Annotated in this window: 22 protein-coding genes; 15 read left to right on the forward strand and 7 right to left on the reverse strand. The window is 66.7% G+C overall.

All coding sequences use genetic code 11. The annotated features are described in order from the left end of the window. Window positions 1-6: 6 nt before the first annotated feature. Entirely contained in the window at window positions 7-1410 is a 1404-nt protein-coding gene (locus tag CAL28_RS24170; protein ID WP_094843693.1) for an MFS transporter, read from the reverse strand. A gap of 236 nt (window positions 1411-1646) precedes the next feature. On the opposite strand from CAL28_RS24170, the gene CAL28_RS24175 reads away from it, so the two are divergent. Continuing rightward, window positions 1647-1901, forward strand: a complete 255-nt coding sequence (locus CAL28_RS24175) for a DUF378 domain-containing protein (protein WP_254926216.1) — start codon at window positions 1647-1649, stop codon at window positions 1899-1901. Window positions 1902-2006: 105 nt separating this feature from the next. On the opposite strand, the gene CAL28_RS24180 is transcribed toward CAL28_RS24175, so the two are convergent. Continuing rightward, window positions 2007-2945: an AEC family transporter gene (locus CAL28_RS24180; protein WP_094843694.1), complete on the reverse strand. Its 939-nt coding sequence runs from the start codon at window positions 2943-2945 to the stop codon at window positions 2007-2009. Window positions 2946-3108: 163 nt separating this feature from the next. Here CAL28_RS24180 and CAL28_RS24185 point away from each other — a divergent pair, with 163 nt between their 5' ends. The 3 genes from CAL28_RS24185 to CAL28_RS24195 all read left to right on the forward strand — a co-directional run bounded on the left by CAL28_RS24185 (window position 3109) and on the right by CAL28_RS24195 (window position 7688). Then, on the forward strand, window positions 3109-3987 hold the full coding sequence (locus tag CAL28_RS24185; RefSeq protein WP_094843695.1) for a LysR family transcriptional regulator: 879 nt from the start codon (window positions 3109-3111) through the stop codon (window positions 3985-3987). 11 nt (window positions 3988-3998) lie between these two features. Continuing rightward, a complete protein-coding gene (locus tag CAL28_RS24190; protein WP_094843696.1) occupies window positions 3999-5849 on the forward strand; it encodes an ABC transporter ATP-binding protein in 1851 nt (616 codons plus the stop codon). Between the two features lie 588 nt (window positions 5850-6437). Then, window positions 6438-7688, forward strand: coding sequence for an IS256 family transposase (locus tag CAL28_RS24195; RefSeq protein ID WP_094843697.1), 1251 nt, complete (start codon window positions 6438-6440; stop codon window positions 7686-7688). A 696-nt stretch (window positions 7689-8384) separates the two neighbouring features. Here the strand turns inward: CAL28_RS24195 and CAL28_RS24200 are convergent. The 5 genes from CAL28_RS24200 to CAL28_RS24220 are packed head-to-tail and all read right to left on the reverse strand — an operon-like array spanning window position 8385 to window position 15272. Beyond that, window positions 8385-8768 carry a DUF4150 domain-containing protein gene (locus tag CAL28_RS24200; RefSeq protein ID WP_094843698.1) on the reverse strand — a complete coding sequence of 128 codons (384 nt, stop codon included), beginning with the start codon at window positions 8766-8768 and terminating at the stop codon, window positions 8385-8387. Between the two features lie 16 nt (window positions 8769-8784). Beyond that, window positions 8785-9837 carry a pentapeptide repeat-containing protein gene (locus CAL28_RS24205; RefSeq protein WP_094843699.1) on the reverse strand — a complete coding sequence of 351 codons (1053 nt, stop codon included), beginning with the start codon at window positions 9835-9837 and terminating at the stop codon, window positions 8785-8787. Then, entirely contained in the window at window positions 9834-12482 is a 2649-nt protein-coding gene (locus tag CAL28_RS24210) for a DUF2169 domain-containing protein (RefSeq protein ID WP_094843700.1), read from the reverse strand. Before CAL28_RS24210 ends, CAL28_RS24205 begins: the two co-directional genes overlap by 4 nt. A 4-nt stretch (window positions 12483-12486) precedes the next feature. Next, window positions 12487-12885, reverse strand: a complete 399-nt coding sequence (locus tag CAL28_RS24215; RefSeq protein ID WP_094843701.1) for a hypothetical protein — start codon at window positions 12883-12885, stop codon at window positions 12487-12489. Further along, a complete protein-coding gene (locus CAL28_RS24220) occupies window positions 12885-15272 on the reverse strand; it encodes a type VI secretion system Vgr family protein (RefSeq protein ID WP_094843702.1) in 2388 nt (795 codons plus the stop codon). The genes CAL28_RS24215 and CAL28_RS24220 overlap by 1 nt, the downstream gene beginning before the upstream one ends. Window positions 15273-15792: 520 nt before the next feature. On the opposite strand from CAL28_RS24220, the gene tssA reads away from it, so the two are divergent. From tssA to CAL28_RS24275, 11 genes are all read left to right on the forward strand, one after another. Next, window positions 15793-16851, forward strand: a complete 1059-nt coding sequence (tssA, locus tag CAL28_RS24225; RefSeq protein WP_094844819.1) for a type VI secretion system protein TssA — start codon at window positions 15793-15795, stop codon at window positions 16849-16851. A gap of 32 nt (window positions 16852-16883) precedes the next feature. Continuing rightward, entirely contained in the window at window positions 16884-17456 is a 573-nt protein-coding gene (tssB, locus tag CAL28_RS24230) for a type VI secretion system contractile sheath small subunit (protein ID WP_094843703.1), read from the forward strand. Window positions 17457-17470: 14 nt separating this feature from the next. Then, a complete protein-coding gene (gene tssC / locus CAL28_RS24235; protein ID WP_094844820.1) occupies window positions 17471-18973 on the forward strand; it encodes a type VI secretion system contractile sheath large subunit in 1503 nt (500 codons plus the stop codon). Between the two features lie 235 nt (window positions 18974-19208). Continuing rightward, window positions 19209-19697, forward strand: a complete 489-nt coding sequence (locus CAL28_RS24240) for an Hcp family type VI secretion system effector (protein WP_176464094.1) — start codon at window positions 19209-19211, stop codon at window positions 19695-19697. A 5-nt stretch (window positions 19698-19702) separates the two neighbouring features. After that, window positions 19703-20527: a type VI secretion system accessory protein TagJ gene (locus CAL28_RS24245; protein WP_094843705.1), complete on the forward strand. Its 825-nt coding sequence runs from the start codon at window positions 19703-19705 to the stop codon at window positions 20525-20527. Next, complete coding sequence (tssE, locus tag CAL28_RS24250) at window positions 20517-21041, forward strand: type VI secretion system baseplate subunit TssE (protein WP_094843706.1); 525 nt, start codon at window positions 20517-20519, stop codon at window positions 21039-21041. The genes CAL28_RS24245 and tssE overlap by 11 nt, the downstream gene beginning before the upstream one ends. Continuing rightward, window positions 21041-22942, forward strand: coding sequence for a type VI secretion system baseplate subunit TssF (gene tssF / locus CAL28_RS24255; protein WP_094843707.1), 1902 nt, complete (start codon window positions 21041-21043; stop codon window positions 22940-22942). The genes tssE and tssF overlap by 1 nt, the downstream gene beginning before the upstream one ends. 32 nt (window positions 22943-22974) lie before the next feature. Further along, window positions 22975-23634: a DUF3540 domain-containing protein gene (locus CAL28_RS24260; protein ID WP_094843708.1), complete on the forward strand. Its 660-nt coding sequence runs from the start codon at window positions 22975-22977 to the stop codon at window positions 23632-23634. Continuing rightward, window positions 23609-24739 (forward strand): type VI secretion system baseplate subunit TssG, encoded by a 1131-nt coding sequence (gene tssG / locus CAL28_RS24265; protein WP_094843709.1) that lies wholly within the window; start codon window positions 23609-23611, stop codon window positions 24737-24739. Before CAL28_RS24260 ends, tssG begins: the two co-directional genes overlap by 26 nt. Then, window positions 24736-25260, forward strand: coding sequence for a tlde1 domain-containing protein (locus tag CAL28_RS24270; protein WP_094843710.1), 525 nt, complete (start codon window positions 24736-24738; stop codon window positions 25258-25260). Before tssG ends, CAL28_RS24270 begins: the two co-directional genes overlap by 4 nt. Further along, window positions 25247-25648: a DUF2195 family protein gene (locus CAL28_RS24275; protein ID WP_254926217.1), complete on the forward strand. Its 402-nt coding sequence runs from the start codon at window positions 25247-25249 to the stop codon at window positions 25646-25648. Before CAL28_RS24270 ends, CAL28_RS24275 begins: the two co-directional genes overlap by 14 nt. Window positions 25649-25745: the final 97 nt, after the last annotated feature.

Below are 25745 nucleotides of genomic sequence, written 5' to 3' on the forward strand. Positions count from 1 at the left end.
CGCCGGTCAGCCCTTGGCCGCCGCCGGGCGCTGGCGATATTTCAGGCGCATCACACTGGCGACGGCCGCCGCGGCGGCGAACACGGCGCCCAGCCACAAGGCCAGGATCGCGCCGCGCTCGGTCGACACGTGAAAGCAGGCGGCCACCAGGGCCGCGCCGCTGGATTGGCCCAGCAGGCGCACCGTCCCGACCATGCCGCTGGCCCCGCCCGCGCGCTCCGGCGGCGCGGCGGTGATCAGGGCCCGCACATTGGGCGACTGGAAGAAGCCGAAGCCCGCGCCGCACACCGCCAGGCGCCAGCACAGGGCGAAGACCGACGGCTCGGCCGGCATGGTGGCCAGCAGCACCATGCCCACGGCCAGCATGGCCATTCCGATGCCGGCCAGGATGCCGACGTGCATGCGATCGGACAGGCGGCCCGCGATGGGCGCCATCACGGCCACCAGCACCGGCCACGGCGTGATCAGGAAGCCGGTCTCCACCTGTGTATAGCCCAGCACGTTCTGCAGCATGAAGGGCAGCGACACGAAGGCCAGCGACTGGGTCGCGAATGAGCACACCCCCGTGGCCGCCGACAGCGCGAACACCGGCCGGCGCAGCAGATCCACCGCGAGAAAAGGCGCCGGGTGGCCTGCCTGGCGCTTAAGCAGCAGAAGCAGGCACACGACGCACAGCACCGAGGTGATCACGATGGTTCGCGCGGCGGCCAGCTGGGCGCCCTCGTTCAGGCTGAACACCAGCAGCGCGAGGAACCCGGCGCACAATACCGCGCCCAGCGTGTCGAACGGACGCCGCGTGCGCGTCGTGACGGGCAGCGCGCGCAGGCTGAAATAGATGGCGATCATGCCCACCGGCACGTTGATCAGGAACAGCCAATGCCAGGTGGCCACCGTCAGCACCAGCGATGCTGCCGTCGGGCCGGCGGCGAAGGCCAGCGCGACCATCACCGAGTTCAGCCCCACACCGCGCCCCAGCAGCTTTTCCGGGTAGATGAAGCGCAGCATCGCGCCGTTTACCGCCATGGTGGCTGCCGCTCCCAAGCCTTGCACCACACGGCCGGCGACCAGCCATTCCAGATCGGGCGCCATGCCGCACGCCAGCGAGGCCAGCGTGAACAGCACCAGGCCGAACACCATGATGCGCCGGTGACCGACGATCTCGCCCAGCGTGGCGGCCGGCAGCAGGGCCGCGACCATGGATAGCTGGTAGGAGCTGATCACCCAGATCGAGCGGGCTTCCGTAGTCTGCAGGTCGCGCGCGATGGCGGGCAACGCCGTATTCGCGATGGCCGTATCCAGGCTGGCCATGCACACGCCCAGCAGCAGGCCGAGGGTGGCCGCCCAGCGCTGGTTGGCGGGCATGCCCGCGCCGAAGGGATAGGCTTTTTTAACCGCGAAGGAGAGGAACATCCGGCACCAGAAGGCAGTTGGAATGCGCCCGGCAATACAGCGGGCGGCGCGGGCAGCCCCGCCTCGCCAGGCCGGGGGTCAGCCAGGCAAAAACGGGTAACGGTGTACTGCCTGGAAGGTGGCGCTGTCAAACCGCGGGGCACTTGGGCATGAATTTTGCAGAATAACCCCAGCGGTCCGGCCCGCCCCTTCCGGGCGATGCGGCTGACGGCCGCGCCATCGTCAAGGAGGCCGCCATGGCCCTGAACATGACCCATACCCCCTCCGGCAGCACGGGCATCAGTATCCTGACGCCCCTGGATTGGATCGCCCTGGTCCTCGCCATCATCGGCGGGCTCAACTGGGGACTGGTCGGTGCATTCAGCTTCGACCTCGTCGCGGCCATTTTCGGCGCGGGATCCACCATCGCCCGCCTCGTCTACATCCTGGTGGGCCTGGCCGCCCTGTATCTGATCTACTTCGCGATCCGGGCCGGATCCGTCAAGGCTTGACCTTGCGAGCGCCCCGCCCGCGGCGGGCGGGGCGCGGCTTGTCCGCCCGCGAGATCCGGCCCGCGAGCACGGCACCGCGAGGCCAGCGCGTGGCGCGAACGACGATTACCCCAGCAGCATCCAGTGCAACAGAACCGTCAGCGACACCAGCGAACCGACCGTCGACAGCAGAATGGTGCGCGCCGTGATGACGGCCTCGCGCCGATAGAACTCCGCCAGCATGAAAGGGCCCGTGCCCGTGGGCAGGGCCGCCAGCAGCACCGCCATCTGCGCCAGCGGTACCGGCATCGCGAAAACGCGGGCCGCCAGCCACCATGTCAGCGCCGGCTGCAGCACAAGCTTGCCGGCCGTCAGCGCCAGCGAGACACGCCGCGATTGCGCCGCCGCCCGCTTCTCGGCCAGGAACAATCCCAGGCACACCAGCGCGCACGGCGTGGCGGCGGCCCCCAGCAAATCCAGGAAACGATCGGCCGCCGCCGGCACCGGCAGGCCCGCCACGGCCACCAGGGCGCCGGCCGCCGGCGCCACGATCAGCGGATTGCGGGTCATGCCTCGCAGCACTTTCAAGCCCGCCTTGTGCGGCGCGCGCTCGGTCTGCAGCCCCACCTCGATCAGCGCCACCGTAATGGCGAACAACACCGACACCACCAGCAGCGTCGCGATGGTGGCAGGCGCCATCCCCGCGTTGCCGAACAGCGCGAGAATGAGCGGAAAGCCGATATAGGCCGTGTTGGCATACGAGGCGGCGATGGCGTCGACGCTGGCATCGACCAGATGACGTCCCAGCCGCAGACGCCATACCAAAGTCACGATGAAAACAGCCGCGCTGCCCAGACCGAAGGCGGCCACGAAGGCAGGCTGGTACAGCTGGCTCCAGGTGGCGTGCGCCATCAGCTTGAACAGCAGCGCGGGCAGCGCCAGCCAGACGACGAAACGATTCAGCTCCACACAAGCGGCGGGCCCTACGATGCCGCGCCGGCGCAGGACGAAGCCGGCCAGGATCAGAGCGAAGATGGGAGCAAGGATTTGCAGGGTGGAGAACATGGCGGGAAACCTTCACCGGCGATATCGCGTGCCGGGTGCTACGCGGCCGCCGTGCAGAGGGCCCGCGGGCACGGCCGCGGTCACGACGGTTCGCGCAGCGTAGTTCCCCACCGCAATACAATCCAATTCTTTATTCGGCCTTCAACAATACCTTTTCTGCATCGTGCTGGACATCAAACCCCTGCGTTACTTCGTCACCCTGGCGGAGACGCGCCATTTCGGCCGCGCCGCGGCGCGCCTGCATCTGTCGCAGCCTCCGCTAAGCCGCCAACTGGCCAGCCTGGAAGCGGCGCTAGGCGTCAAACTGCTGGAGCGCAACCCCCGCATGGTGGCACTGACACCGGCGGGCGAACGCTTTCTCGTCGACGCCAAGGCCATCCTGGCGGCCGTGGAACAGGCCGGCCGCAATGCGCAGGCCGCCGCGCGCGGCGACGCCGGCGCCCTATCCATCGGCTTCACCATGTACGCCGCCTATAGCGTCATCCCCACCTACGCCAAGGCCTATGGCAGCGCATACCCGGAGGTGGCGCTGAAACTCCGGGAGGTCGTATCGCAGGACCTTGCCGCCCAGGTACTGGACGGCCGCATCGACGCCGCGGTGGTGATGGCCGGCGGCCATTTCGGCGAACTGTCCAACCGCGTCGTGGTACGCGAACCGCTGTGCGTGGCGCTATCGCGCGGCCATCCACGCGCGCGCAGCCGCCGCCCGATGCGCATCGGCCAGTTGGCCGGCGAGCCGTTCATCATGACGTCCAGCGAGGTCGGCCCGGCACTGCGCGCGAACATCGTCGAGCATTGCCGCCAGGCGGGTTTCGAACCCATCGTGCGGTTGGAAGTACAGTTGCAGCAAACCGTGCTGAATATGGTGGACGAAGGCGTGGGCGTCGCCCTGGTACCCTCTTCCATGCGCAAGTCGCGCCTGCCGGGCGTGGCGTTCCGGCCGCTGGCCAATGCGCCGCACTCCGAGCTGGTCCTGCTGTGGTCGCCCCGCAACCGCAATCCCTGCCTATCCAATTTCCTGGCGCTGGCGACGCCGGCCTAGAGAGTTCCGAGATGCCCCGCTTCCCGAATCCGATCTACCGCCGCTTCGAAACGCTGATCGATCCTTTCCGTCCGGCGCAGGACGAACCGCCGCCCGACGACGTGCTGCGCTTCTACCGGCACTACCTGCGCCAGGTGCGCACCGCGCTGCTTTTCCTGCTGCTCGTGGGGCTGGCCGGCGCGCTGATCGACGTCACGCTGTTTCGCTTCCTGGGCCGCATCGTCGACCTGGTCCGGGGCCAGCCCGTGGCCGCGTTTTTCGCCGAACATGGCAAGACGCTGATCGGCATGGCACTGGTGGTCCTGGTCCTGCGCCCCATCGTCACGGGCCTGCACGATATGCTGGTGCACCAGACACTGTCGCCCGGGCTGACCACGCTGGTTCGCTGGCAGAACCACCGCTACGTGGTGAAGCAGGGCCTGGGATTCTTCCACAGCGATTTCGCCGGCCGCATCGCCAACCGCATCCTGCAGACGGGCGTGGCGCTGCGCGAATCGACGCTGCAGGCCGTGGACGCGGTGTGGCATGTACTGATCTATTCGGGCAGCGCGCTGATCCTGTTCTTCGATGCGGACTGGCGGCTGACCATTCCGCTGATCATCTGGATCGTGGGCTACATCCTGACGCTGATCCGCTTCGTCCCGCGCGTCAAATCGCGCTCGGCGACGGCGTCCGAGGCCAGCTCGAAACTGATGGGCCGCATCGTGGACGGCTATACCAACATCGGTACGCTCAAGCTTTTCGCGCACAGCCAGCGCGAGGAACTCTACGCGCGCGAAGCGATGGCGGAACAGACGGGCAAGGCGCAGATGGCGGCGCGCCTGGTCACGGGAATGGGGTTCACCATCGCGATCCTGAACGGCATCCTGATCGCCGGCACGCCGGGGCTGGCGCTGTGGCTATGGAGCGAGGGCCGCATGTCCGTGGGCGATATCGCACTGGCAACCGGCCTGGCGATGCGGATCGCCGATATGTCCGGGTGGATCATGTGGGTGGTGAACGGGATTTTCGAGAACGTGGGGACGGTGCAAGATGGCATCCGGACGATCGCGCGGCCGCGGGTGGTGGCGGACGATGTGGACGCGAAGCCCTTGCACGTCACCCATGGACGGATTTGCTTCGAAAACGTGGGGTTCGGGTACGGCAAGGGTGGCCTGGTGTTTACGAGGCTGAACCTGGATGTGGCGCCGGGAGAAAAAATCGGGCTGATCGGGCCGTCGGGGGCGGGCAAGTCGTCGCTGGTGAGCATTCTGCTGCGGCTGTACGACGTGGAGGCGGGGCGCATTCTGATCGACGGGCAGGATATCACCAAGGTGACGCAGGAATCGCTGCGCGCGCAGATCGGGGTGGTGACGCAGGATACGTCGCTGCTGCATCGTTCGCTACGCGAGAACCTGCTGTACGGCCGGCCGGATGCGAGCGAGGAAGCGCTGATGCATGCGATCCGGCAGGCACGCGCCGATGAGTTCATTTTCGACCTGACGGACGGGGAAGGCCATCGCGGACTGGACGCGAATGTGGGAGAACGGGGTGTCAAGCTGTCGGGCGGACAGCGGCAACGTATCGCGATCGCGCGGGTGCTGTTGAAGGACGCGCCGATTCTGGTGCTGGACGAAGCGACGTCGGCGCTGGATTCCGATGTGGAGGCGGCGATCCAGGAGAACCTGGAGACGCTGATGCACGGAAAGACCGTGATCGCGATCGCGCATCGGCTGTCGACGATTGCCAGGATGGATCGGCTGGTGGTGATGGAACATGGGAACATCGTGGAGATGGGCACCCATGCGGCATTGCTGGCGCACGACGGGGTGTATGCGAGGTTGTGGCGTCGGCAGACCGGGGGGTTCGTGGGATTGGAGTGATCCGGCGGGGTAGCGTTTGCTGGTGCGTTGACGGTTGCTGTCGGCGGGTGTTTTGCTGATCCCGTCCGTCGGGGGTGGTGCCTGTCGGGGCCAGCCCGGAGGAGCCGGTCCGGCGCCTTCGCGCCGGACTCCCGCGTTGTCATCCTCGTACGGCGGCCGAAGTGGCGGTGGGGTTCTTGTGCTTTTTTTGCCCGGCCGTCCTCCCTACGGATTCCCTCGCGCGGCTCCAACGGGCTGGCCCCGACAGGCACCACCCCCGACGGACTCCGGTTTGCCTTAGTTACGGTCGCTGCGACGATCTCGGTTCTTGCGCTTCGTCGGTGGCCATTGCTGCCGGTGGAAGATTTTGCGGCGCACGTCGATCGCCGGCCGCCCAGCGCGGCCAGCGATCGCCTACACGGTGCGTCATGCCGCGGATGCTTTCGTGCGACGGCCTTGCATCTGGAGTGGATGCCGTTGCATGCGCGCATCCGCATGTGCCTTGGGCGAGATGGCCTACGAGCTGCGATGGTCAACCATACGCGATATGAGGGAGTGTCATAAATTTTGTGTTTGAGGCCTAACATAGTTGCTCCAGAGGAGCACATCATGGCTACCAAGCAGAAGGCACCTCCCAGGGAACTGCCATCGATTCCAGCGAATTTGATGGATGAGTTTGTCAAAGGTCCGATGACGCCTGAGGCGGTACAGGATCTATCGATGGCGTTCAAGAAAGCCCTGGTCGAGCGGGCGCTTGGCGCAGAAATGGGTCAGCACTTGGGCTATGCCGCGGGCACGGACCCGCCGGCAGGCACCACGAACCATCGCAACGGCACGAGTGGCAAGACGGTGATAACCGATGATGGGCCGCTGCGGGTCGATATTCCGCGAGATCGGGAAGGCAGTTTTGCGCCGATCCTGATTTCCAAGCATAAGCGGCGCTTTACGGGATTCGATGACAAGATCATCGCCATGTATGCCCGCGGGATGACGGTGCGCGAGATCCAGGGATTTCTGGTTGAGCAGTACGGCACGGAAGTCTCACTGGAGTTCATCAGCTCGGTGACTGACGCGGTTATGGAAGAGGTGGTCGCTTGGCAGAACCGGCCTTTGGAGACCATGTATCCGGTGGTGTTCTTCGACGCGTTACGGGTGAAGATCCGCGAGGATGGCGTGGTCCGCAACAAGGCGGTGTACCTGGCGCTGGGGATCTTATCGGACGGCACCCGCGACATTCTGGGCCTGTGGATTGAGCAGACCGAGGGCTCGAAGTTCTGGATGAAGGTGTTCAACGAACTCAAGACCCGGGGCACATTGGATATCTTGATCGCCGTCACCGATGGCTTAAAGGGGATGGAGCAGGCGCTGAACGCGGTCTTCCCCAGCACGACACTGCAAACCTGCATCGTTCATCTGATGCGCAGCAGCGTGGATTATGCAAGCTGGAAAGAGCGTCGTACCGTGGCGGCAGCCTTGAGGCCGATCTACACCGCGCCCACTGTGGAGGCTGCTGAAGCCGCGCTGGCCGTGTTTGAGCAAGGCCACTGGGGCCAGAGATATCCGACCATCGCCCAGACCTGGCGTCGCGCCTGGGATCGCGTGATCCCGTTTTTTACGTTTCCCCCGGCGATCCGAAAGATTATCTACACCACCAATGCCATTGAGAGCTTAAATGCGCAGTTGCGCCGATCGATAAAGACCCGTGAGCACTTCCCCAGTGATGACGCCGCCACCAAGCTATTGTGGCTGGTCCTACGCAATATCACCGGAACGTGGGGCTGCGCCACGCACGACTGGAGGGTAGCCATGAACCAGTTCGCCATCATCTATGCAGAACGCTTCACCGACCCATATCACTGAGGTAGCATGAACTCTGCAGATCAAAAGTGGTACGGCATCCCAATGCTTTAAACACAAAAATTCTGACAGGCCCGGAGTGGATGCCGTTGCATGCGCGCATCCGCATGTGCTTTCGGCAAAGCTGGCGTACGAGCCGAGAGGGTCAACGATACGTGGCATGGTGAACGCGTCGCCATCCTCACCGCCATCTGCATGCCGCCCGTCGCATTCAACCACCGCGTAGGCGCATCGGGGCCGCGCTGGGCGGCCTCGATGCGACGTGCAACGCAAAATTTTCCAACGGCGGAATCGGCCGCCCACGAAGCCCAAGAACCCAACTCGCCCCAGCGGACAGTGAATAAAGCACATCGGAGTCCGGCGGGGGTGGTGCCTGTCGGGGCCAGCCCGTTGGAGCCGCGCGAGGGAATCCGAAGGGAGGACGGCCGGGCAAAAAACCCGCAAGAACCCCAACGCCACTTCGGCCGCCGTACGAGGATGACAACGCGGGAGTCCGGCGCGAAGGCGCCGGACCGGCCCCTTCGGGCTGGCCCCGACAGGCACCACCCCCGACGGACGGCATCAGCAAGACACCCGCCAACAGTAACGATCAAAGAACCGAGATCAGCAACACACCCGCGGACAGCAAAAGAACAACGCACGCCAAGAAAAACGCCACCCAACACCGCTATCGACGGATGCGATTCAGCCAACCCAACGTCAAGGCGCCAAAACAACCACCTTGGGCTGCGGCGAAAACACCTGCATCCCCACGGTATTGATGGTGTTCTGCACCGTCAGGCTCGTCATCCTCACAATCGGCGTACCCATCACCAGAACGGTGAACGCCCCCGTCATATATCGCGAACTACCCATGAAAGTCTGCGATATCAGCCCGCCGCCCACTCCCGCCGTATCCCCCAAGGTGATCGGCACCGGTGTCGCCATGTTATGTACCGGTGCCGCCAACAGCAGCACATTCCAGGCAATCGGCACCCCCATGCTGGAGGTTGCCACATCCACATGAGGAATCGGCGGAATAGGCGTCTTGCACACATCGGGAAACCCCAGCGCCACCCCCGGCAATTGGCATACGGCCAGCATGTTCGCCCTCCTCGGTTCAAGCCTTGCCCGCCGACCACAGCTCGGCTTCCAGCAAAGCGGGATCGTTCTCGATGATGCCCGTGCGTTGCGACACTCGCGTACCGTCCTGGATCGCGCGATGAAACCGCGTCCGCAGAAAGCGCGCCTCGCGCAGATCCGCATCCGTCAGGTCCGCGGTCGAAAAATCGGCGTCCACCAGGCTTGCATGCCGCAAATCCGCGCGCGCGCAACGGGCCCGGTGGAACACGCACAGATTCAGGCTGGCGCCTTGCAGATCCGCATCGTCCAGATTCGCGTCTGCCCAGATCGCGCCGTCGAAATGCGCGCCGCGCAACACTGCGCGCGTCAACTCCGCCTGGGGGAACAGGCATTGTGGCCCCACCGCGCCGACGAAGCGCGCCTCGCGCAGCGACGTCCCCTTGAAATTCGACTGCCGCAGCTGGGCACCGCTGAAGTCAGCCCCGTCCAGCTTGCTATCGGTGAACTGGCACAGCGTGAAATGCTGATCGACGAAGCGATGTCCGCTCAGGTCGCATTCGACGAACATCGCGCTCTCGCCGCTCGTCCCGGCCAGTATCGTGCGGCGCAGATCCAACTGATAGAACGTCACAAACGACAGCACCGCCCCCGTCAAATCCGCGCCTTCCAGCTCCGTCTTCGCGAACATCGCCCGATCCAGCCGGGGAATGCGCAGGTCCGCGTCGCACAGGCGCACCGCGTGGAAACTCGAACGGTCCAGCATCGCCCCGGCAAACCGCGCACCCGTCAGATCGGACTCGCTGATCATCGACTGCCGCGCCATTGCCCGGCTCAGGTCGGCCTCGCGCATCGAACTCAGCACGATGCGCGCCTCTTCCAGCCGTGCATCCGACAGATCGGTGCCGTCGAACCGGCAATGCGTGAACTGGCTATCGTCCAGCCGGCAACCGGCCATCCGCGCGCCGCTGAAATTTACCTCGTCGAAAAAGCCGCCGGCCAAATCCAGGCCGCGAAGGTCCGCGCCGCGCAGGTCCGTATTTTCTACCACTTCGCCATGGCGCACCTTGTCCAGCAAGGTCTCGGTATTCATGCCGCGCGCTCCGCCACGCGCAACGGAAAGCGCTTGACGCCCGCCGTATAGGCCCCCTGCGTGCGGGTGGAAGCATCCATCAGCGCCTGTGACACATCGGCGCGGAACAGATTGGCCTGCTCCAGGTCGGCATCGCGCAGCGTCGCCTTCGACAGGCTGGCTTCGATCAGGTTCGCCCCGCGCAGCGACGCGGCATCGAAATCCGCGCGCACGAACAGGCTGCGCGGCGCGCGGATGCCCGACAGGTCCGCGTTGCGCAATCCGCACTCCGACAGATCGCATGCTTCCAGCGTCGCGCCGGCGAAGCTCGCGCCATCCAGGGACGCTCCGCGCAGGCTGCTGTTGCGCAGCGTGGCGCCCGCGAAGCGGGCGGACCGCAAGTCCGCGCCGCCGGCGAAGGCACTGGCCTGCACGTCGGCACGCGCGAATGTCGTCAGGCCGGAAAACTGACACTTCGTATAGCCTACCCGTGTCAGGCGGGCCGAGCTGAAATCGCAGTCCTGCAAGGCACTCTCCATGTAGGCACACAACCCGAACGTCGCGCCCACGAACGCGCACTGTTCGAGGATAAGGTTCATACCGGTCCACTGGGACCATCGCGTATCGGTGAAGTCGCAGGCGCGCAGCAGCGCCTTGAACCAGCGTCCGCCGTCGATGCGCGCCTCGCGCAGCGCGCATGCCTCCAGCACGGCTTCGTCCAGCCGGGTATCGCCCAGGCGCGCGCCCTGGAAATCGGCGTCCTGGCCGTGCACTTTGCCCAGGTTCGCGCGATCGAAACAGGCCTGCCGGGCGGAGGTGCGGATAAATCGCGCCGACACCAGCACCGCGCCGGTGAAATCGCAGCCATCCAGGCGTGCGTCCGTCAGGTCGGCACCCGCCAGGTCCGCGCCACGGAAGTCCATTCCGCTCAAGTCCATGCCGGAGAGGTCCGCCCCGGCCAGCGGCCAGCCGCGCGCGTCCCGGCCGGCCGCCGCCCGTTCCTGCAGGCGGCTGCGGGTACGGCGGGCGCGATGCGGCGGCATGGGGGGCGGTGCGGCGAAATGCTGGGCGGCATTCAGATAGCCGCTGCGCGCCATCGCATCGAGGCCGGCACCGTCTGCACGCGCGGCATCGCCGTCCCTTCCCTGCCCGCCGGCGTCCGGTGCACTTCCGCCGCCCGGGCCGCGCATCCAGGGCTGCGCGCGCGCCGCGCGCAAATGCCGCCGCAGGGCTGCCGGGTCGAAGGCCGGCGCCGGGGTATCGGGATCCAGGCTGCTCAGGCCGGCCATGTCGACACCCGCGACGGCCGCGAGCCCGTCCAGTTCGCCATCGGCGCGCACTTGGGCCAGGGCGCCTTCGCCGCGCCGCGAAGCTTCCAGCTCGCGTTCCATGCGCAGGATGCGCTCGGGCAGGTCGGACAGCGCGGGAGCGCTCTCCTCCGCCTCCAGCGGCGGCAGATAGCGTTCGGGGTCCAGGCCTTGCGCCAGCAGCTCCGCCCGCGCACCGGCATGGCGGCGCTCGGCGCCGGCCCGCAGGTTGCGGCGCGAGGGCCGCCGGGGCGCTTCGCCACCGCCGCTGTCCAGCCAGGGCGCGCATAGATCGCGCGGCACCAGGTCCTCGTCCAGCAATGCATACAAGGCGCCGCGCCGGGGATCCAGGCGGCGCGCCATGACCGACTCGTAGTGCGCGAGCTCGCGCGGCGCGGCGGCTGCCTCCAGCGCCGGCAGGATGAAACGGACGTCGGCGGCGTCGTCCTCGCGCACGGGCATGCAGCCATGCCATATAAGGACAACCCGGTCGCGGTGCGGGAAGAACCACGCCGTCGACAAGGCCAGCGGCACTTCCTGCAACTGCGTGCCGTCGGCTTGCAGGCTGGCGAAGCAGCGCGCGCGCCAATCGGGCAGGCGGCCGCGCACGACCTGGCGGTCCGGGTGCATATTCCAGATCTCGTAGGCCGCGCCGGCCAGGGCCGCACCGGGGTTGGCGGCCCATTGGTCCACCGGCGCGGACTGGAAAAACCGCATATCCATGTCGGGCGCGAAGCCAGGGTAATCGTTCTCCAGCCAGTTCTGGTCGTAGCGGCTGCCCATATGGCGCGCGCGCTGCGGCCAGTCCATGCCCAGCGCGCCATAGCCGGCGGGCTCCGGGCGCTGCGACGGACTCGACATGCGCTCGCGCGGCGATTCGATGTTGGGCAGCGGTCGCACCCGCACGCCGTTGACGGTCTCGTCCACCGCGCCGCGACCCAGCGGATTGCCGGCGACGCCGGGGCCGCCGTAGGCACGGGTCCAGTCCAGGCGCATCGCATCGAAGGGCCGCGCCGCGTCCGGCCGGCCATCCACCCAATAGCGGTCGCCGAAAACCAGCAGCGGCTTATCGACGATGCCCTCGACCTTCAGACGCACCGCGCAGGCGGATGGATCCTGCTGATGGCGCGTGTAGGCGTAGCCGCTGGCAAGGACCTCCGGCACCGGCTTGGGCATGCCGGTATCCAGCACGCCGCCCGCCTCCTCGCCGGCCAGGGTCCACAGTTCCTGCTCGGGCAGCAGGCGCGGCGTATCGCCGAGTTCGGCGAGAGCCAGCACGGCGATGCCCAGCGTATCGCGGCGCTGCCAGCGATAGGGCCGCGTAAGCACACTCAGGCGGAATGGCTTGACGGTCTTCACGGCGCTACTCCGTGCGCTGGTCGATCGCGACCTCGCGGGTGGCCGGATCCACCCGCACCCGCACGAGGCGGCCTTCGGCGAAGTCGCTCAGGCGCACCGGGGAAACCGGCACGCGCAGCGTCGTATCGAAGGGCGGTATGCCGTCCTGGGCTTCCACGTGCATCGTGATATCGATAACGAAAAACTTGACCGCGCCCAGGCGGGTACCCGTATCGACGGTGCGTATGACCACCGCCGTGCCGGCGCGGCCGCGGTCGCGCACCTCGTCCTGGCGCGCGACCACGGCCGCGTCCTGCGAACGGCGGCGCAGTTCGCCGCGCAGCATGAATCCGACCTGCACGACCGACAACAGCAGCACCAGGATGACCACCCAGGCCCATCCGGGCAGGCCCCACGTCGCCATCACAGGATGCTCCACAAGCCGACCATGGACTGCTTCAGTCCGACCTGCTGCGCTTTCACGGCGTCGAAGGCATAACTGGAACCGGACGTGCGGTATGACGCCAGGGCGCCGATATTGCTGATGGCGGAGTAATTGGTGAAGGACAAATTCAACATGACGGTCGTCCTGTACAGCGCGATGCGGCTGACGCCGATCTCGGCCTTGAAGCCGGCCAGCGAGAGGCCATAGGGGGTGGTGCTGAGCCATTGCCCATGCGCCATGTTCTTGACCTTGGGCGCGTCCAGGACAATGGCGGTCGGCGTCTTGAGCGTGACATCGGCATTGCCGTGCACGTCCACGGTAGAGCTCGTGGATTGCACCAGCATGGCGCCCTGGGATTTGACATCCATGGTGCCGCCGGTGGACTCGACGCGGATCTTCTGCGGCGCGGTGGCCTCCAGGCCCGCGCTGGTGGACGTAAGCACGACCTGGCCTTTGGCCTGCGCGGTCAGCGTGCCGGCCTGCACGTCGTGCATGGCATTGCCGGCCGTTACGGTGATCGTTTCTCCGGTTTTCAATGTCTCGGCGAACGGACCGGTGATTTCCCGCGTTTCGCCGCTGGCGGCGACCGTGGTCTTCAAGCCGTTGTCGAACTTCTCTTCCATCAACCCGCTCTTCACGTGCACGGTGCGCGACGCCTTGACGGTATAGTCCTCGTGGCCGGTCACTTCCACCGTACGGGACTGGCCGACCGTCAGCTTGTCCGTACCGGTCACGTCGATATCGCGGTTGCACAGGACACGCTTGACGTCATTGCCGCCGATGACCGTGTTGCGGTGGCCGTCGGTGTGGTGCAATTCGTCGCATTCGACCTCGGTATGCAGGTTGCGCTCCGCATGCAGCCAGATGCGCTCCGCGCCGGCGCGGTCCTCGAACATGAAGGCGTTGGCGGTGGCGGGCGTGCCGTTCTTGGATCGGCTCAGGAAGCCGCTCTGGGTGGCGTTGTCGGGCAGATTCCAGGGCGGCATGTTGTTGGCGTTGTAGACGCGGCCGATAACGATCGGCCGGTCCGGCTGGCCGCCGATGAAGTCCACCACGACTTCGTCGTTGACGCGCGGCAGCTGGATGCCGCCGAACCCGCCGCCCGCCCACGGACTGGAAACGCGCACCCAGCACGAGCTGTTCTCGTCTTTCTTCCCGTAGCGATCCCAATGGAACTGCACTTTGACGCGGCCGAGGTTATCCGTCCAGATTTCCTCTCCCTGCTTGCCGACCACGGTTGCCGTCTGCGGACCGTGCGTGCGCGGGATCGGCGTCACGCGCGGCGCGCGGAACTGGACAGAGGACGGCAGCACGACGAAGTCGATATCCAGGGTGGCGGGATCGCCCGTGCCGGTGGTGTAGGAAGCTTCGCGCATGCGGTAGTAGGCGCCGACCACCAGATACTCGCGGTTCTCGGCCTGGCGCGGATGATTGCGCAGCGTGAACAGGTGGCCGGGCGACACCCCGCGGGCATTGCATGAGCCGCGGCTTTCCTCGCGCTGGCACTGCAACGACTCCAGGCGCACGCGGGTGTAGTGCTCCGCGTCTTCCGGGTTGGTATAGCCCCCCTGCCACTCGTACATCTCCAGGTCGCCGTTGTCATGGGCGCCGGGATTGTTGCGCTTGGCTTCGAGGCTGGCGGCGGGTGTCAGGGGATGGTAGTCGGTGGTGGCGAAGGCGCCGGGCGTGATCTGTTCGACCAGCTCCCATTCGTAGATGTAGTCCTCGCGCGGCACGGCGTTGCGGTCGGGCCCGTAGTAGGGAATGGCCTCGTAGCCCGGCACCGGCTCGTGCTGCGTCACGTCGTCGGCCAGCACCAGCGTGTGCTTGCCCTCTTCGTGGCGGAACCAGTAATAGATGCCTTCGTGCTCCATGAGCCGGCTGACGAAAGCGAAATCGGTCTCCTGGTACTGCACGCAATACTCCCAGGTGCGATAGCTGTCGACCAGCTTGAATTCGACCGGGTACTTGTAGTCCTTGAGCACCTCGCGTATCACATCGGGCACGCTTTTATTCTGGAAGATCTTGCTATCCGAGGTCTGCGTCAGGTACCACAGCCATGGCCGCAACGTCGCGCGATACAGGTAATAGCCGCCGCCGTCGGTATCGCGCCCGACCAGCACGCAGCGCGTGATCTCGCCGCTCAGGAAGCGCGGCGTGCCGCCGGGCGTTTCGATCTCCAGCGACATGGGCTTGCCCAGCAGTGCCTTCATGTCCAGGGTGTAGGACTCCGCCACCAGGTCGACGTCGAACTCGAACAACTGCGACATCGTTTCCGCGCCATGCATGGCGCGGAAACGCAACTGATCGGCCGGCAGCGGCGTATGCGCCTTGATGATCCGATCGCCATCCACCATGCGGTCCATCGCTTCTCCTCGAGAGACGGCGTGCGCGGCCGTCCTTGTGTCGTTGCTCTGGACGCCCGCGCGAACGCAGTATGTGCCTGTGAATCGCCGCACCATCGCTGCCGATGCGCGAGACGGGCGATTCTAAACAGCTTGAAAGAACAGTAGAAGTCGGCTCACAAGCCTTTGTCCTTTTTACTAATTCGAAATACATAGACACCTTTACATGTTAGCGACTGTGCGAATTCAAAATTCCAAGTTGTTGCACGCGTTTGTATTCACGTAGGGACTAGCCCGCTATCTACGTAAGTTTCATTACAGGACGTCAATTTTCGAGCGGCGAAAATGTTCGAAACTTTTCTTGGGTGTTAAGCATTCGTAAGAAAAAACAGTGTCTGTGAGTTGCAATAGACAGACCAATCCGACTGCATAGAATGCGCATTCCGTGACGAGCAACACGGGCCGAAAAGATCCGGAATGGACAACGGGTCGCGTGTGCCGGCAACGCCCCTAACGAGGGCAACGCCCTATAACTATGACCATGGAATTCGCCGAAATACTGAGCACGCTCGATCCTCGGCTACCGTGCGGGGAGGATCTGGAGTACGACGCGGACTTCCTGCGGCTGCAGCAGTCGGCCGCGGAGCGCAGCGAACAACAGTTCGGGACCACCATCATCCCGGCGCAGGCGCCCGATTGGAGGGAAGTCGAAAAGCAGGCGCTGGGCTTGCTCGAGCGCACGCGGGATATCCGCGTCGTCAGCCATCTCTCGCGGGCCTGGACCGAGACGCGCGGGCTGCCCGGCTATGCCGACGGCCTGACCCTGTGCGCCGACGCGCTCGAACGCTATTGGGACGCGGTGCATCCGCGCCTGGACAGCGTGGGCGAGAACGACCCGCTGCCTCGCGTGAATGCGCTGGCGTCGCTGGGAGACGTGCAGGGATGCGGACGCAGCGCGCGTTCCGCCGCCCTGCTCGATGGCGTGCACGGCAAGCTGAGCCTGCGCGACGCGGAGTCCATCCTGGACGGCAGCCGCGCGCAGAGCGACGCCTATCCCGGCGGCCGCTCCCGGCTGGTGGAACAGTTGCGCCAGGCCTGGCTGGCCGGCGATCCGCACCTGGCCGGCCTGGTGGCGGCCCGGCGCGCGCTGCGCCGCATACAGGATCTGGTGGCCGCAAGATTGGGCGGCGAATGGATGCCGGACTACGCGGCCATCCTGCGCGGCATGGATATCGTCGCGCAGGAGCTGGACGATGGCGCCCCGCATGCCGGAGCGCGCGCCGAGGCCGATAACGAAGAAACCGCCGCCGATGCGGATGCGGGGTCGCAGCCACGCGCGGCCGGCGGCACCGCCGAAGCCACCGTGCGCTGGCAGGACGCCCAGATCCATACGCGCGACGAAGCGATGGCCATGCTGACCAAGGTCTGCGCCTATTTTGAAATCCACGAGCCCGGGCATCCGGCGCCCTATGTCATCCGACGGGCGCAACAGCTGATACCGCTGAGCTTCCACGACATCATGCGCAACCTGGCGCCCCAGGGCCTGGAGCAGTTCGAACTGCTGCTGCCCCGGGATGCCGATGGCAGACCCGCGCCCTGACCCACCGAATCCAGCTCTACCAGGAGAATCGCATGGCAACCACTCTGAAAGGCAGCGGCCAGAAATTCATCGCGCGCAACCGCGCGCCCCGCGTGCAGATCGAATACGACGTCGAGATCTACGGCGCCGAACGCAAGGTGCAGTTGCCTTTCGTGATGGGCGTGCTGGCCGACCTGGCCGGGCGATCCGATACGCCGCAGCCGGATATCGCCGAACGCAAGTTCCTGAGCATAGACATCGATAACTTCGACGAGCGGATGAAGTCCATCCGGCCGCGCGCGGCGTTCCAGGTGCCCAACACGCTGACCGGCGATGGCAATCTGAACGTGGATATCACCTTCGAGAGCATCGACGATTTTTCGCCCGCCACGGTGGCCCGCAAGGTGGGGGCGCTGAACGAACTGCTCAATGCCCGCACCCAGCTGGCCAACCTGCTGACCTATATGGACGGCAAGACCGGCGCGGAAGAGCTGATCGGCAAGGTGCTGGAGGACCCGGCGCTGCTGAATGCCCTGGCCGCCGCGCCCAAGCCGGCGGACCCGGCGGACGATTCCGCCGCCAAGGGCAACGACCAGACCCGCGCCGACGGCGACGCGAACCAATGACGATGGAGAACGCCATGACCGCAACGGCACAACGCGCGGCGCAACGCGCCGATGAAGCGCTGGAGGCGGACGACCTGTCCGTCCTGCTGAAAAAGGAGTTCAAGCCCAAGACCGAACAGGCCCGCGAGGCGGTCGAGCATGCCGTGCGCACCCTGGCGCACCAGGCGCTGCAGAACAGCGGCGTCGGCCTGTCCTCGGATGCCTACCGCACGATCCAGGCGATCATCGCCGAGATCGACCGCAAGATGTCCGAGCAGATCAATCTGGTCATGCATCACGCCGACTTCCAGCAGTTGGAAGGCGCGTGGCGCGGCCTGCACTACCTGGTGTCCAACACCGAGACGGACGAGCTGCTGAAGATCAGCGTGATGTGCATCTCCAAGCAGGAGCTGGGCCGGACGCTCAAGCGCCACAAGGGCGTGGGCTGGGATCAAAGCCCCATCTTCAAGCGCGTGTACGAGGAAGAGTACGGCCAGTTCGGCGGCGAGCCCATCGGCTGCCTGGTGGGCGATTACTACTTCGACCACAGCCCGCCCGACGTCGAACTGCTGGGCGAAATGGGGCGCATCGCCGCCGCGGCCCACTGCCCGTTCATCGCCGGCGCATCGCCGAACGTCATGCAGATGGATACCTGGCAGGAACTGGCCAACCCGCGCGACCTGACCAAGATCTTCACGAATACCGAGTACGCCGCCTGGCGCAGCCTGCGCGAATCCGAGGACTCGCGCTACATCGGCCTGGCCATGCCGCGCTTCCTCGCCCGCCTGCCCTACGGGGCGCGCACCAATCCGGTGGACGACTTCGATTTCGAGGAAGACACCGACGGCTCCAACCACGACCGCTATACCTGGGCCAACTCGGCCTACGCCATGGCGGCCAATATCAACCGCTCCTTCAAGCTGTACGGCTGGTGCACGTCGATACGCGGCGTGGAGTCGGGCGGCGCGGTGGAAAACCTGCCTTGCCATACCTTCCCGACCGATGACGGCGGCGTCGATATGAAGTGCCCGACGGAGATCGCCATCAGCGACCGCCGCGAGGCCGAACTGGCGAAGAACGGCTTCATGCCGCTGGTGCACCGCAAGAACACCGACTTCGCCGCCTTCATCGGCGCCCAGTCGCTGCAAAAGCCGCACGATTACTACGACGCGGACGCCGCCGCCAATGCCAAGCTGTCCGCGCGGCTTCCCTACCTGTTCGCCTGCTGCCGCTTCGCCCACTACCTGAAGTGCATCGTGCGCGACAAGATCGGTTCCTTCCGCGAACGCAACGACATGGAGCGCTGGCTGAACGACTGGATCATGAATTACGTCGATGGGGATCCCGTCAACTCCTCCCAGGAAACCAAGGCGCGCAAGCCCCTGGCCGCCGCCGAAGTCCAGGTGCAGGAGGTCGAGGACAACCCCGGCTACTACGCCGCCAAGTTTTTCCTGCGGCCGCACTATCAGCTCGAAGGGTTGACGGTGTCGCTGCGGCTCGTGTCCAAATTGCCCTCGCTCAAGCAGAACGAGGGCTGACTGGACCGCTACGCCACCGTGCCGCGCCGGGGCGGCCGAGCCTCGGGCACGGCCCGCCGCGGTAGCGGTGCGGCACGGATGGCCTTACGTCCCAGGGCCGCGCATCCGACATGGCCGGGTGCCGACCGAAGGCGCTTTTCATCGCCGGTTCCGCCGGGTTTTTCTCGTGCAGAAGGCCCGCGGCGTGGCTTTTTCCAAGCAGGACTCTGGCTGGACCTCAAATCAGGAGAAGCAAGTGGCTGTTGATATTTTCATGAAGATCGATGGCGCCAATGGCGAATCGAAGGATGCCAATCACAAGGATTGGTCCGATGTGCTGTCGTTTTCCTGGGGTGCCACCCAGCCCGGCAATCTGTCGAGCGGCGGCGGCCTGGGCGCGGGCAAGGCAAGCTTCAACGACCTGCACGTGGTGGCGCGCATCGACAAGGCCGCCCCGGCGGTGATGAAGCATTGCGCCAGCGGCAAGCACCTGAACATGGTGCAGCTGTCCATGTGCAAGGCCGGCGGCACCCAGATCGAGTATTCCAAGATCACCCTGGAAGACGTGCTGGTCTCCTCCGTGCAATTGTCTGGCGATGGCGGCTCGGACGCGGGCGTGATCGCCAACTTCGCTTTCCAGGCCGCCAAGGTCAAGCAGCAGTACTGGGAGCAGACGGACCAGGGCGGCAAGGGCGCCGAAACGCTGGTCGCCTGGGATATCAAGCAGAACAAGGAAGTCGGCTGATACCCATGACCGAGACCGCCGTTTCCCTTCACACAGGCAGCCTTGCGACGCACATGGATACGGCGGTCGCGCGGATCCGCCGCCAACCCGGCGATGCGGATGCGCGCGCCCGGCTGTTCCAGTTGCTGGCCGTGCAGGGCGAATGGGAACGCGCGGTCGAACAGCTCAAGCTGAGCGCCGAACTGAATCCGCAGGCCGCCCCGACGGCCTTGATGTACGACCGCGCGATCGCGGCCGAGCGGCAGCGCGAAGCCGTCCTGGCGGGGCAGGCGGAGCCGGCCGTGCCGGGGCCCCGCCCGCCCTGGCTGGACTGTTTGCTGCAAGCCCTGCGACACGACGCCACGGACGTTGTGCGTGCCGCGGCGCTGCGCGGCCAGGCACTGCAAGAAGCCGAGCCCCTGGCCGGCACGCTGGAACAGGCGGGCGACACCGGGCCGCTGAGATTTCCCTGGATCTGCGACGGCGACAGCCGCCTGGGGCCCGTCTTCGAGTTCATCCAGGGCGAACATTACGCCTGGCTGCCGTTTTCCTATCTGCGCCGGATACGGCTGCTGCCGCCGGAAACGCTGTGCGACATGATCTGGGCGCGTGCCGAGATTACGCTGGCGGACGCGCGCGTGCTGCATGCGCTGGTACCGGCGCGCTACCCGGCGCCCGTGGGCCGCCGCATGGCGGACCAGGACGAGCGCCTGCGCCTGGGACGGCTGACGCAATGGGAGCCGCTGCACGGCGAGACCTACACCGGCCTCGGCCAGAAGATGTGGTTGACGGACCAGGGCGAGTACGCGCTGCTGGATATCCGCGCGGTGGAGCATGCCGATGGGCCATAGCGACGCCAAGGCGCTCGCCGCGCGCGACCGCCTGCAACCCTCGCTGCTCGATCGCCTGCTGGACGACGAACCCGGCAAGCGCGAGGAGCCGCGCGAATCCTCGATGCTGACGCACGCGCAGTTGCGGGAGGTCGTGCTGCGCGACCTGCGCTGGCTGTTGAATACCGTCAACCTGGAGACCACCGACGACCTCGGCGCGCACCGGCATGCCGCCGACTCGGTGGTGAACTACGGCGTGCGCGCGCTGGCCGGCAAGCGCATGTCGGACATCGACTGGATCGACGTCGAGGACTCCATCCGGCGCGCCATCGCCGCCTTCGAGCCGCGCATCCTGGATTCGTCGGTGGAAGTACGCTGCGTGACCGACACCGGCACGCTGGAACACCACAACGTGCTCAGCCTGGAAATCAAGGGCATGCTGTGGTGCGTGCCCCATCCCCTGGAATTCCTGTTCCGCACCGATATCGACCTGGAAAGCAGCCACATGGACCTGCGCGACCTGGGAGGCTATTGATGGACGGCCGGCTGCTGGACTACTACAACCGCGAACTGGTCTACATGCGCGAGATGGGCGCGGAGTTCGCGCGGCAGTACCCGAAGGTCGCCGGCCGCCTGGGCATGAACGCCACCGAGGTGGCCGATCCCTACGTGGAACGCCTGCTGGAAGGCTTCAGCTTCCTGACCGCGCGTATCCACATGAAGATGGATGCGGAGTTCCCCCGCTTCTCGCAGCGCCTGCTGGAAGTCGTCTACCCCAACTATCTGGCCCCCACGCCGGCCATGGCCGTGGTGCGCTTCGAACCCAGCATGAACGAAGGCACGCTGGCACGCGGCTTCGACCTGCCGCGCGGCACGCTGCTGCGCGGCAAGGTCCCGCGCGGCGAGCAGACGCCGGCGGAATTCATGACCGGCCACCACCTGAAGCTGTGGCCGCTGCGGGTGGCGGAGGCGTCCTTCGGCCCGCCGCCGCCCGACCTGCCCTTGACCCGGCTGGGCCTGGGCGGGCGCGGGCAGCGCGTGCTGAGCGCGCTGCGCATCCGCATCGAAGTCTGCGGCGGCCTGCGCCTGGAAGACCTGGACCTGGACCAGCTGGTGTTCTATCTGAACGGCCAGGACCTGCAGATGCAGCGCCTGCTGGAGCTTGTCGTCGGCAGCACGGTCGCCGTGCTGGGCCACGACAGCGCGCGGCCGGTGGCCTGGATCAACCGTATGCCGGCCAGCGCGGTACGCCACGAAGGCTTCGACGACGACCAGGCGCTGCTGCCGGCGGATGCCCGCGTTTTCCAGGGATATCGCCTGCTGCAGGAATACTTCGCCTTCCCGCGCCGCTATCTGTTCTTCAGCGTGAATGGCCTGAAGCAGGGACTGCGCGCTGCCGTCCCCGGCGGCGCGGCGCGCGAGACGCGGGCCTTCGACCTGACATTGTTGTTTTCCGCGGCGGCCCCGGAACTGGAAGGCGCCATCGTCGCCGGGAACCTGGCACTGCACTGCGCCCCGGTCATCAACCTGTTTCCCAAGCGGGCCGACCGCGTCGCCGTCACCGCGCGCACCTCCGAATACCACGTGGTGGTGGATCGCACGCGGCCGCTGGACTACGAGATCTATGCCATGACGCGGGTCGCCGGCCACGCATCGGCGGATCGCCCGGAACAGGAATTCCGGCCGTTCTACGGCTCGGTGTTCAGCGATCCCGACGACTACGGCGCCTACTATTCGATGCGCCGCGAGCCGCGCCTGATTTCCGATGCGGCCCGGCGCAACGGGACGCGCACCGGCTACACGGGCAGCGAGGTATACCTGTCCCTGGTGGATCGCCACGAGGCGCCGTTTTCCGGCCAATTGCGGCACCTGACCCTGGACACGCTGTGCACCAACCGCGATCTGGCGGTATTGCTGCCGCTGGGCACGCAGACCGACCTGACGCTGCGCATATCGGCGCCGGTAGGCGCGATCAAGGTGCTGCACGGACCGACCCGGCCCCAACCCGCGCTGGCCGAGGATGCCGCGACCTGGCACCTGATCAGCCACCTGGGCCTGAACTACCTGAGCCTGACGGATCTGGACGAAGAAGCCGGCGCGCAGACGCTGCGCGAGATGCTGACGGTATACGGCAATCTGGCGGACCCGGTGGTGCGCAAGCATATCGCCGGCGTGCGCCATATGCGGGTCACCCCGATGCACCATCGCCTGCCGGCGCTCGGGCCCATCGTCTACGGACGCGGCGTGCGCATCGGCCTGGACGTCGACGAAGCGGCGTTCTCGGGCATCAGCCCCTACCTGTTCGGCGCGGTACTGGAAAAGTTCTTCGCCCGCCATGTGTCGATCAACATGATGACGGAGCTGGTCCTGTCGACCCTGCAGCGCGGCGAAGTCGCCCGGTGGAAACCGCGCATGGGGACCCGCCCCGCGGTATAGCGCACTTTGGAAGAGACGAGAGGAAAGCCATCATGACAACCGCAGCCGCCGCGCGCCGATATCCTGCCTACGATCCCGTCCACCTGCTGGGCCGCGTCGTCGCGCGCGAAGACGACGGCCGCTATCGCGTGGATTGCGACGGCCGTCCCTGGCGCGCGCAACGCGCCGCCAGTTGCCTGCTGGCGCCCGGCGTCGGCGACGACGTGCTGATCAGCGGGCCGGACCCGACGCGCGTCTACCTGATCGCGGTCGTCGCCCAGGCCGATGCCGGCCGTTCGCGGCTGGAACTGCCCGGCGATGTGACGCTGGAATCCGCGCAGGGCAACCTGTCGCTGGACAGCGCCGGCACCATCAGCCTGCGCGGCGGCGCCGCCGTGCGGGTCGAAACGGACGAACTGGCCCTGCACGCGCGCGACGTCCGTTGCGTGGCCGACCGCCTGCGCTACGTCGCCACGGAGCTGCAGGCCACCGTCGGCACGACCCGCCTGGTCGGCAAGGCGTACGAGGCCGTCATGGACCGCATCACGCTGATGAGCCGCCTGAGCTTTCGCACCACCGAGGAAGTGGAACAGGTGCGCGCCGGCACGCTGGACTACCAGGCCGAGCAGGCGGCGCGCGTGCACGCCAACTACACCATGGTCACCGGCGGCGAGCTGGTGAAGGTCGATGCCAAGCAGATACACATGGGATAGCGCCGGCCTGCGCGCCGCGCCCGCCGTGTTGCCGGCCGGATTCTGGCGCCGCCTGGAGGACTCGCCCTACTCGCACGATTTGTTCAATACCCTGCGCTGGATCGACGCGCGGGCGGGCGCGCGCGCGCCCCTGGGGCGCGACAGCCTGCCGCGCAACGAGCCCGTCCGCCTGCGCCAGGAACCCTCCCTGGCGTTCGCGCCGTCGACGCTGGCCGCCGCGCGGGCCGCGCAAACCGGGCAGCTTCCGGAGCTGTCCATCTATAGCTTCGGCCTGTTCGGGCCCAACGGCCCGCTGCCGCTGCACCTGACCGAGCATGCGCGCGAACGCCTGCATCATCACCGCGACCGCACGCTGTCGGCCTTTGCCGACATCTTCCATCACCGGCTGATTCTGCTGTTCTACCGGGCCTGGGCGGATGCGCAGAGCACGGTCAGCCTGGATCGCGGAGAGGAACGCTTTACGCGCTACGTGGCCAGCCTGCTGCACATGGGCCAGCCCTCCATGCGGCGCCGCGACGCCGTGACCGACCACGCCAAGTACTACATGGCGGGGCACCTGCTGCGGCAGACGCGCAACCCGGAAGGCCTGAAGCACATTCTGCGGGAGTTCTTCCGGTGCCCCGTGCGCATCGGCGAATTCGTGCCGCAATGGATACGGCTGGAGCCGGCGCAGCGCCTGACCCTGGGCAGCGGCATGGGACTGGGACGCGACACCGTGCTGGGCGCGGCGGTGCGCGACGCGCAGCATCGATTCCGCATCGATCTCGGTCCGCTGGATCTTGCCAGCTACCAGGCGTTCCTGCCGGGCGGCGCGCGCGGCCGCCAGTTGATGCACTGGGTGCGCCACTACATCGGCGTCGAATTCGCCTGGGATGCGCGGCCCGTGCTGCGTGCCAGCGACGTGCGCGGCGTGCGCCTGGGGTCGCCCCAGCCGCTGGGCCTGGCCGCGTGGCTGGGGCAGCGCCGGCCCGCGCAGGGCGATGCCGGCGATCTGCTGATCGATTACGAAGCCCGCGAGCGGGCCGCGCGGGACGCCGTTCGCGCCAGCCGCGCCCGCGCCGCCTCGGCGGCGCCCAATCCTGAAACCGAGGAGACCATGCAGTGAGGCACGATATGTTCTACGACGGCCAGGTCCTGGACTGGCCGGGCCACGGCAAATTCCGCGCCAGCAGCGGCCTGCCGGGACATCAGTTGCCGGACGAATATTGCGCCGGCGACAGCGGCCCGATTCCACCCGGCTACTACAAGCTCATGCTGGCGGACCGCGGCACGGCGCAGGATGACGGACGCAATGCCTGCGCCCTCAAGCCCGCCTGGGGCATGCAGGCGATTCCGCGCGGAACCGCGGCGGGCGCATGCGAACCGTACTGGGCCAACTGGGGCTGGAACCGCGCCCGCATGGAGCCCGCCGACGAAGCCACGCGCCGGCGCTGCACCCCCGCGCGCGGCGGCTTCTACCTGCACGATTCCATTAAGGGGTACAGCCACGGTTGCATCGAGGTGGAAGGCCGCATCTTTCCCCTGCTGCGTACCTACGTGCGCAGCAGCCATCGCGAGGCCATGATCCTGCTGGTGCAATACGTACCGGGCCAGGCGACCTACGGAGGCACGCGTGTCCAGCCATAGCGCCAACACTTTGCTTGCCCTGGCCGCCGGCGCCGCGATGCTGGCCTTCGGCGGCACGCCCGCGCGGGCCGCGGGTGCCGTCACCGTGGAGAACAGCCTGCGTGCCTGCGTCGCGATCCAGCCGGGCACGCGCACCGTCGAACACGGCGTGCTGCTGCAGGGCGTCGCCCTGGACGTGCGCAAGCCGATCGGCGAATGCGGCTGCAAGTCCGCCATCGCCAGCTACACCTCGCGGGTCGTCCTGGATAACGATAGCCGCGTGCTGCTGCTGGCGGGCCGCCTGAACGCGGGCAAATCCGGCCAGCGCACGCTGCCGCTGGCCAGCGACGCGACGCTGGCGGGCGACCGTCCGATCGCCCTCTCCTTCGAATGCGCGCCGCCGGAATGAGTCCTCGCGCGCGACCGGGCGCCCGGCGTGCCGTCACGCCCCGCGACGCGCCGCCACCCTGGAATGGCACGGGCTGAAACCACGCATGCAATCGCTA

It is taken from the genome of Bordetella genomosp. 11 (genome assembly GCF_002261215.1).
Taxonomy (GTDB): Bacteria; Pseudomonadota; Gammaproteobacteria; order Burkholderiales; family Burkholderiaceae_B; genus Bordetella_C.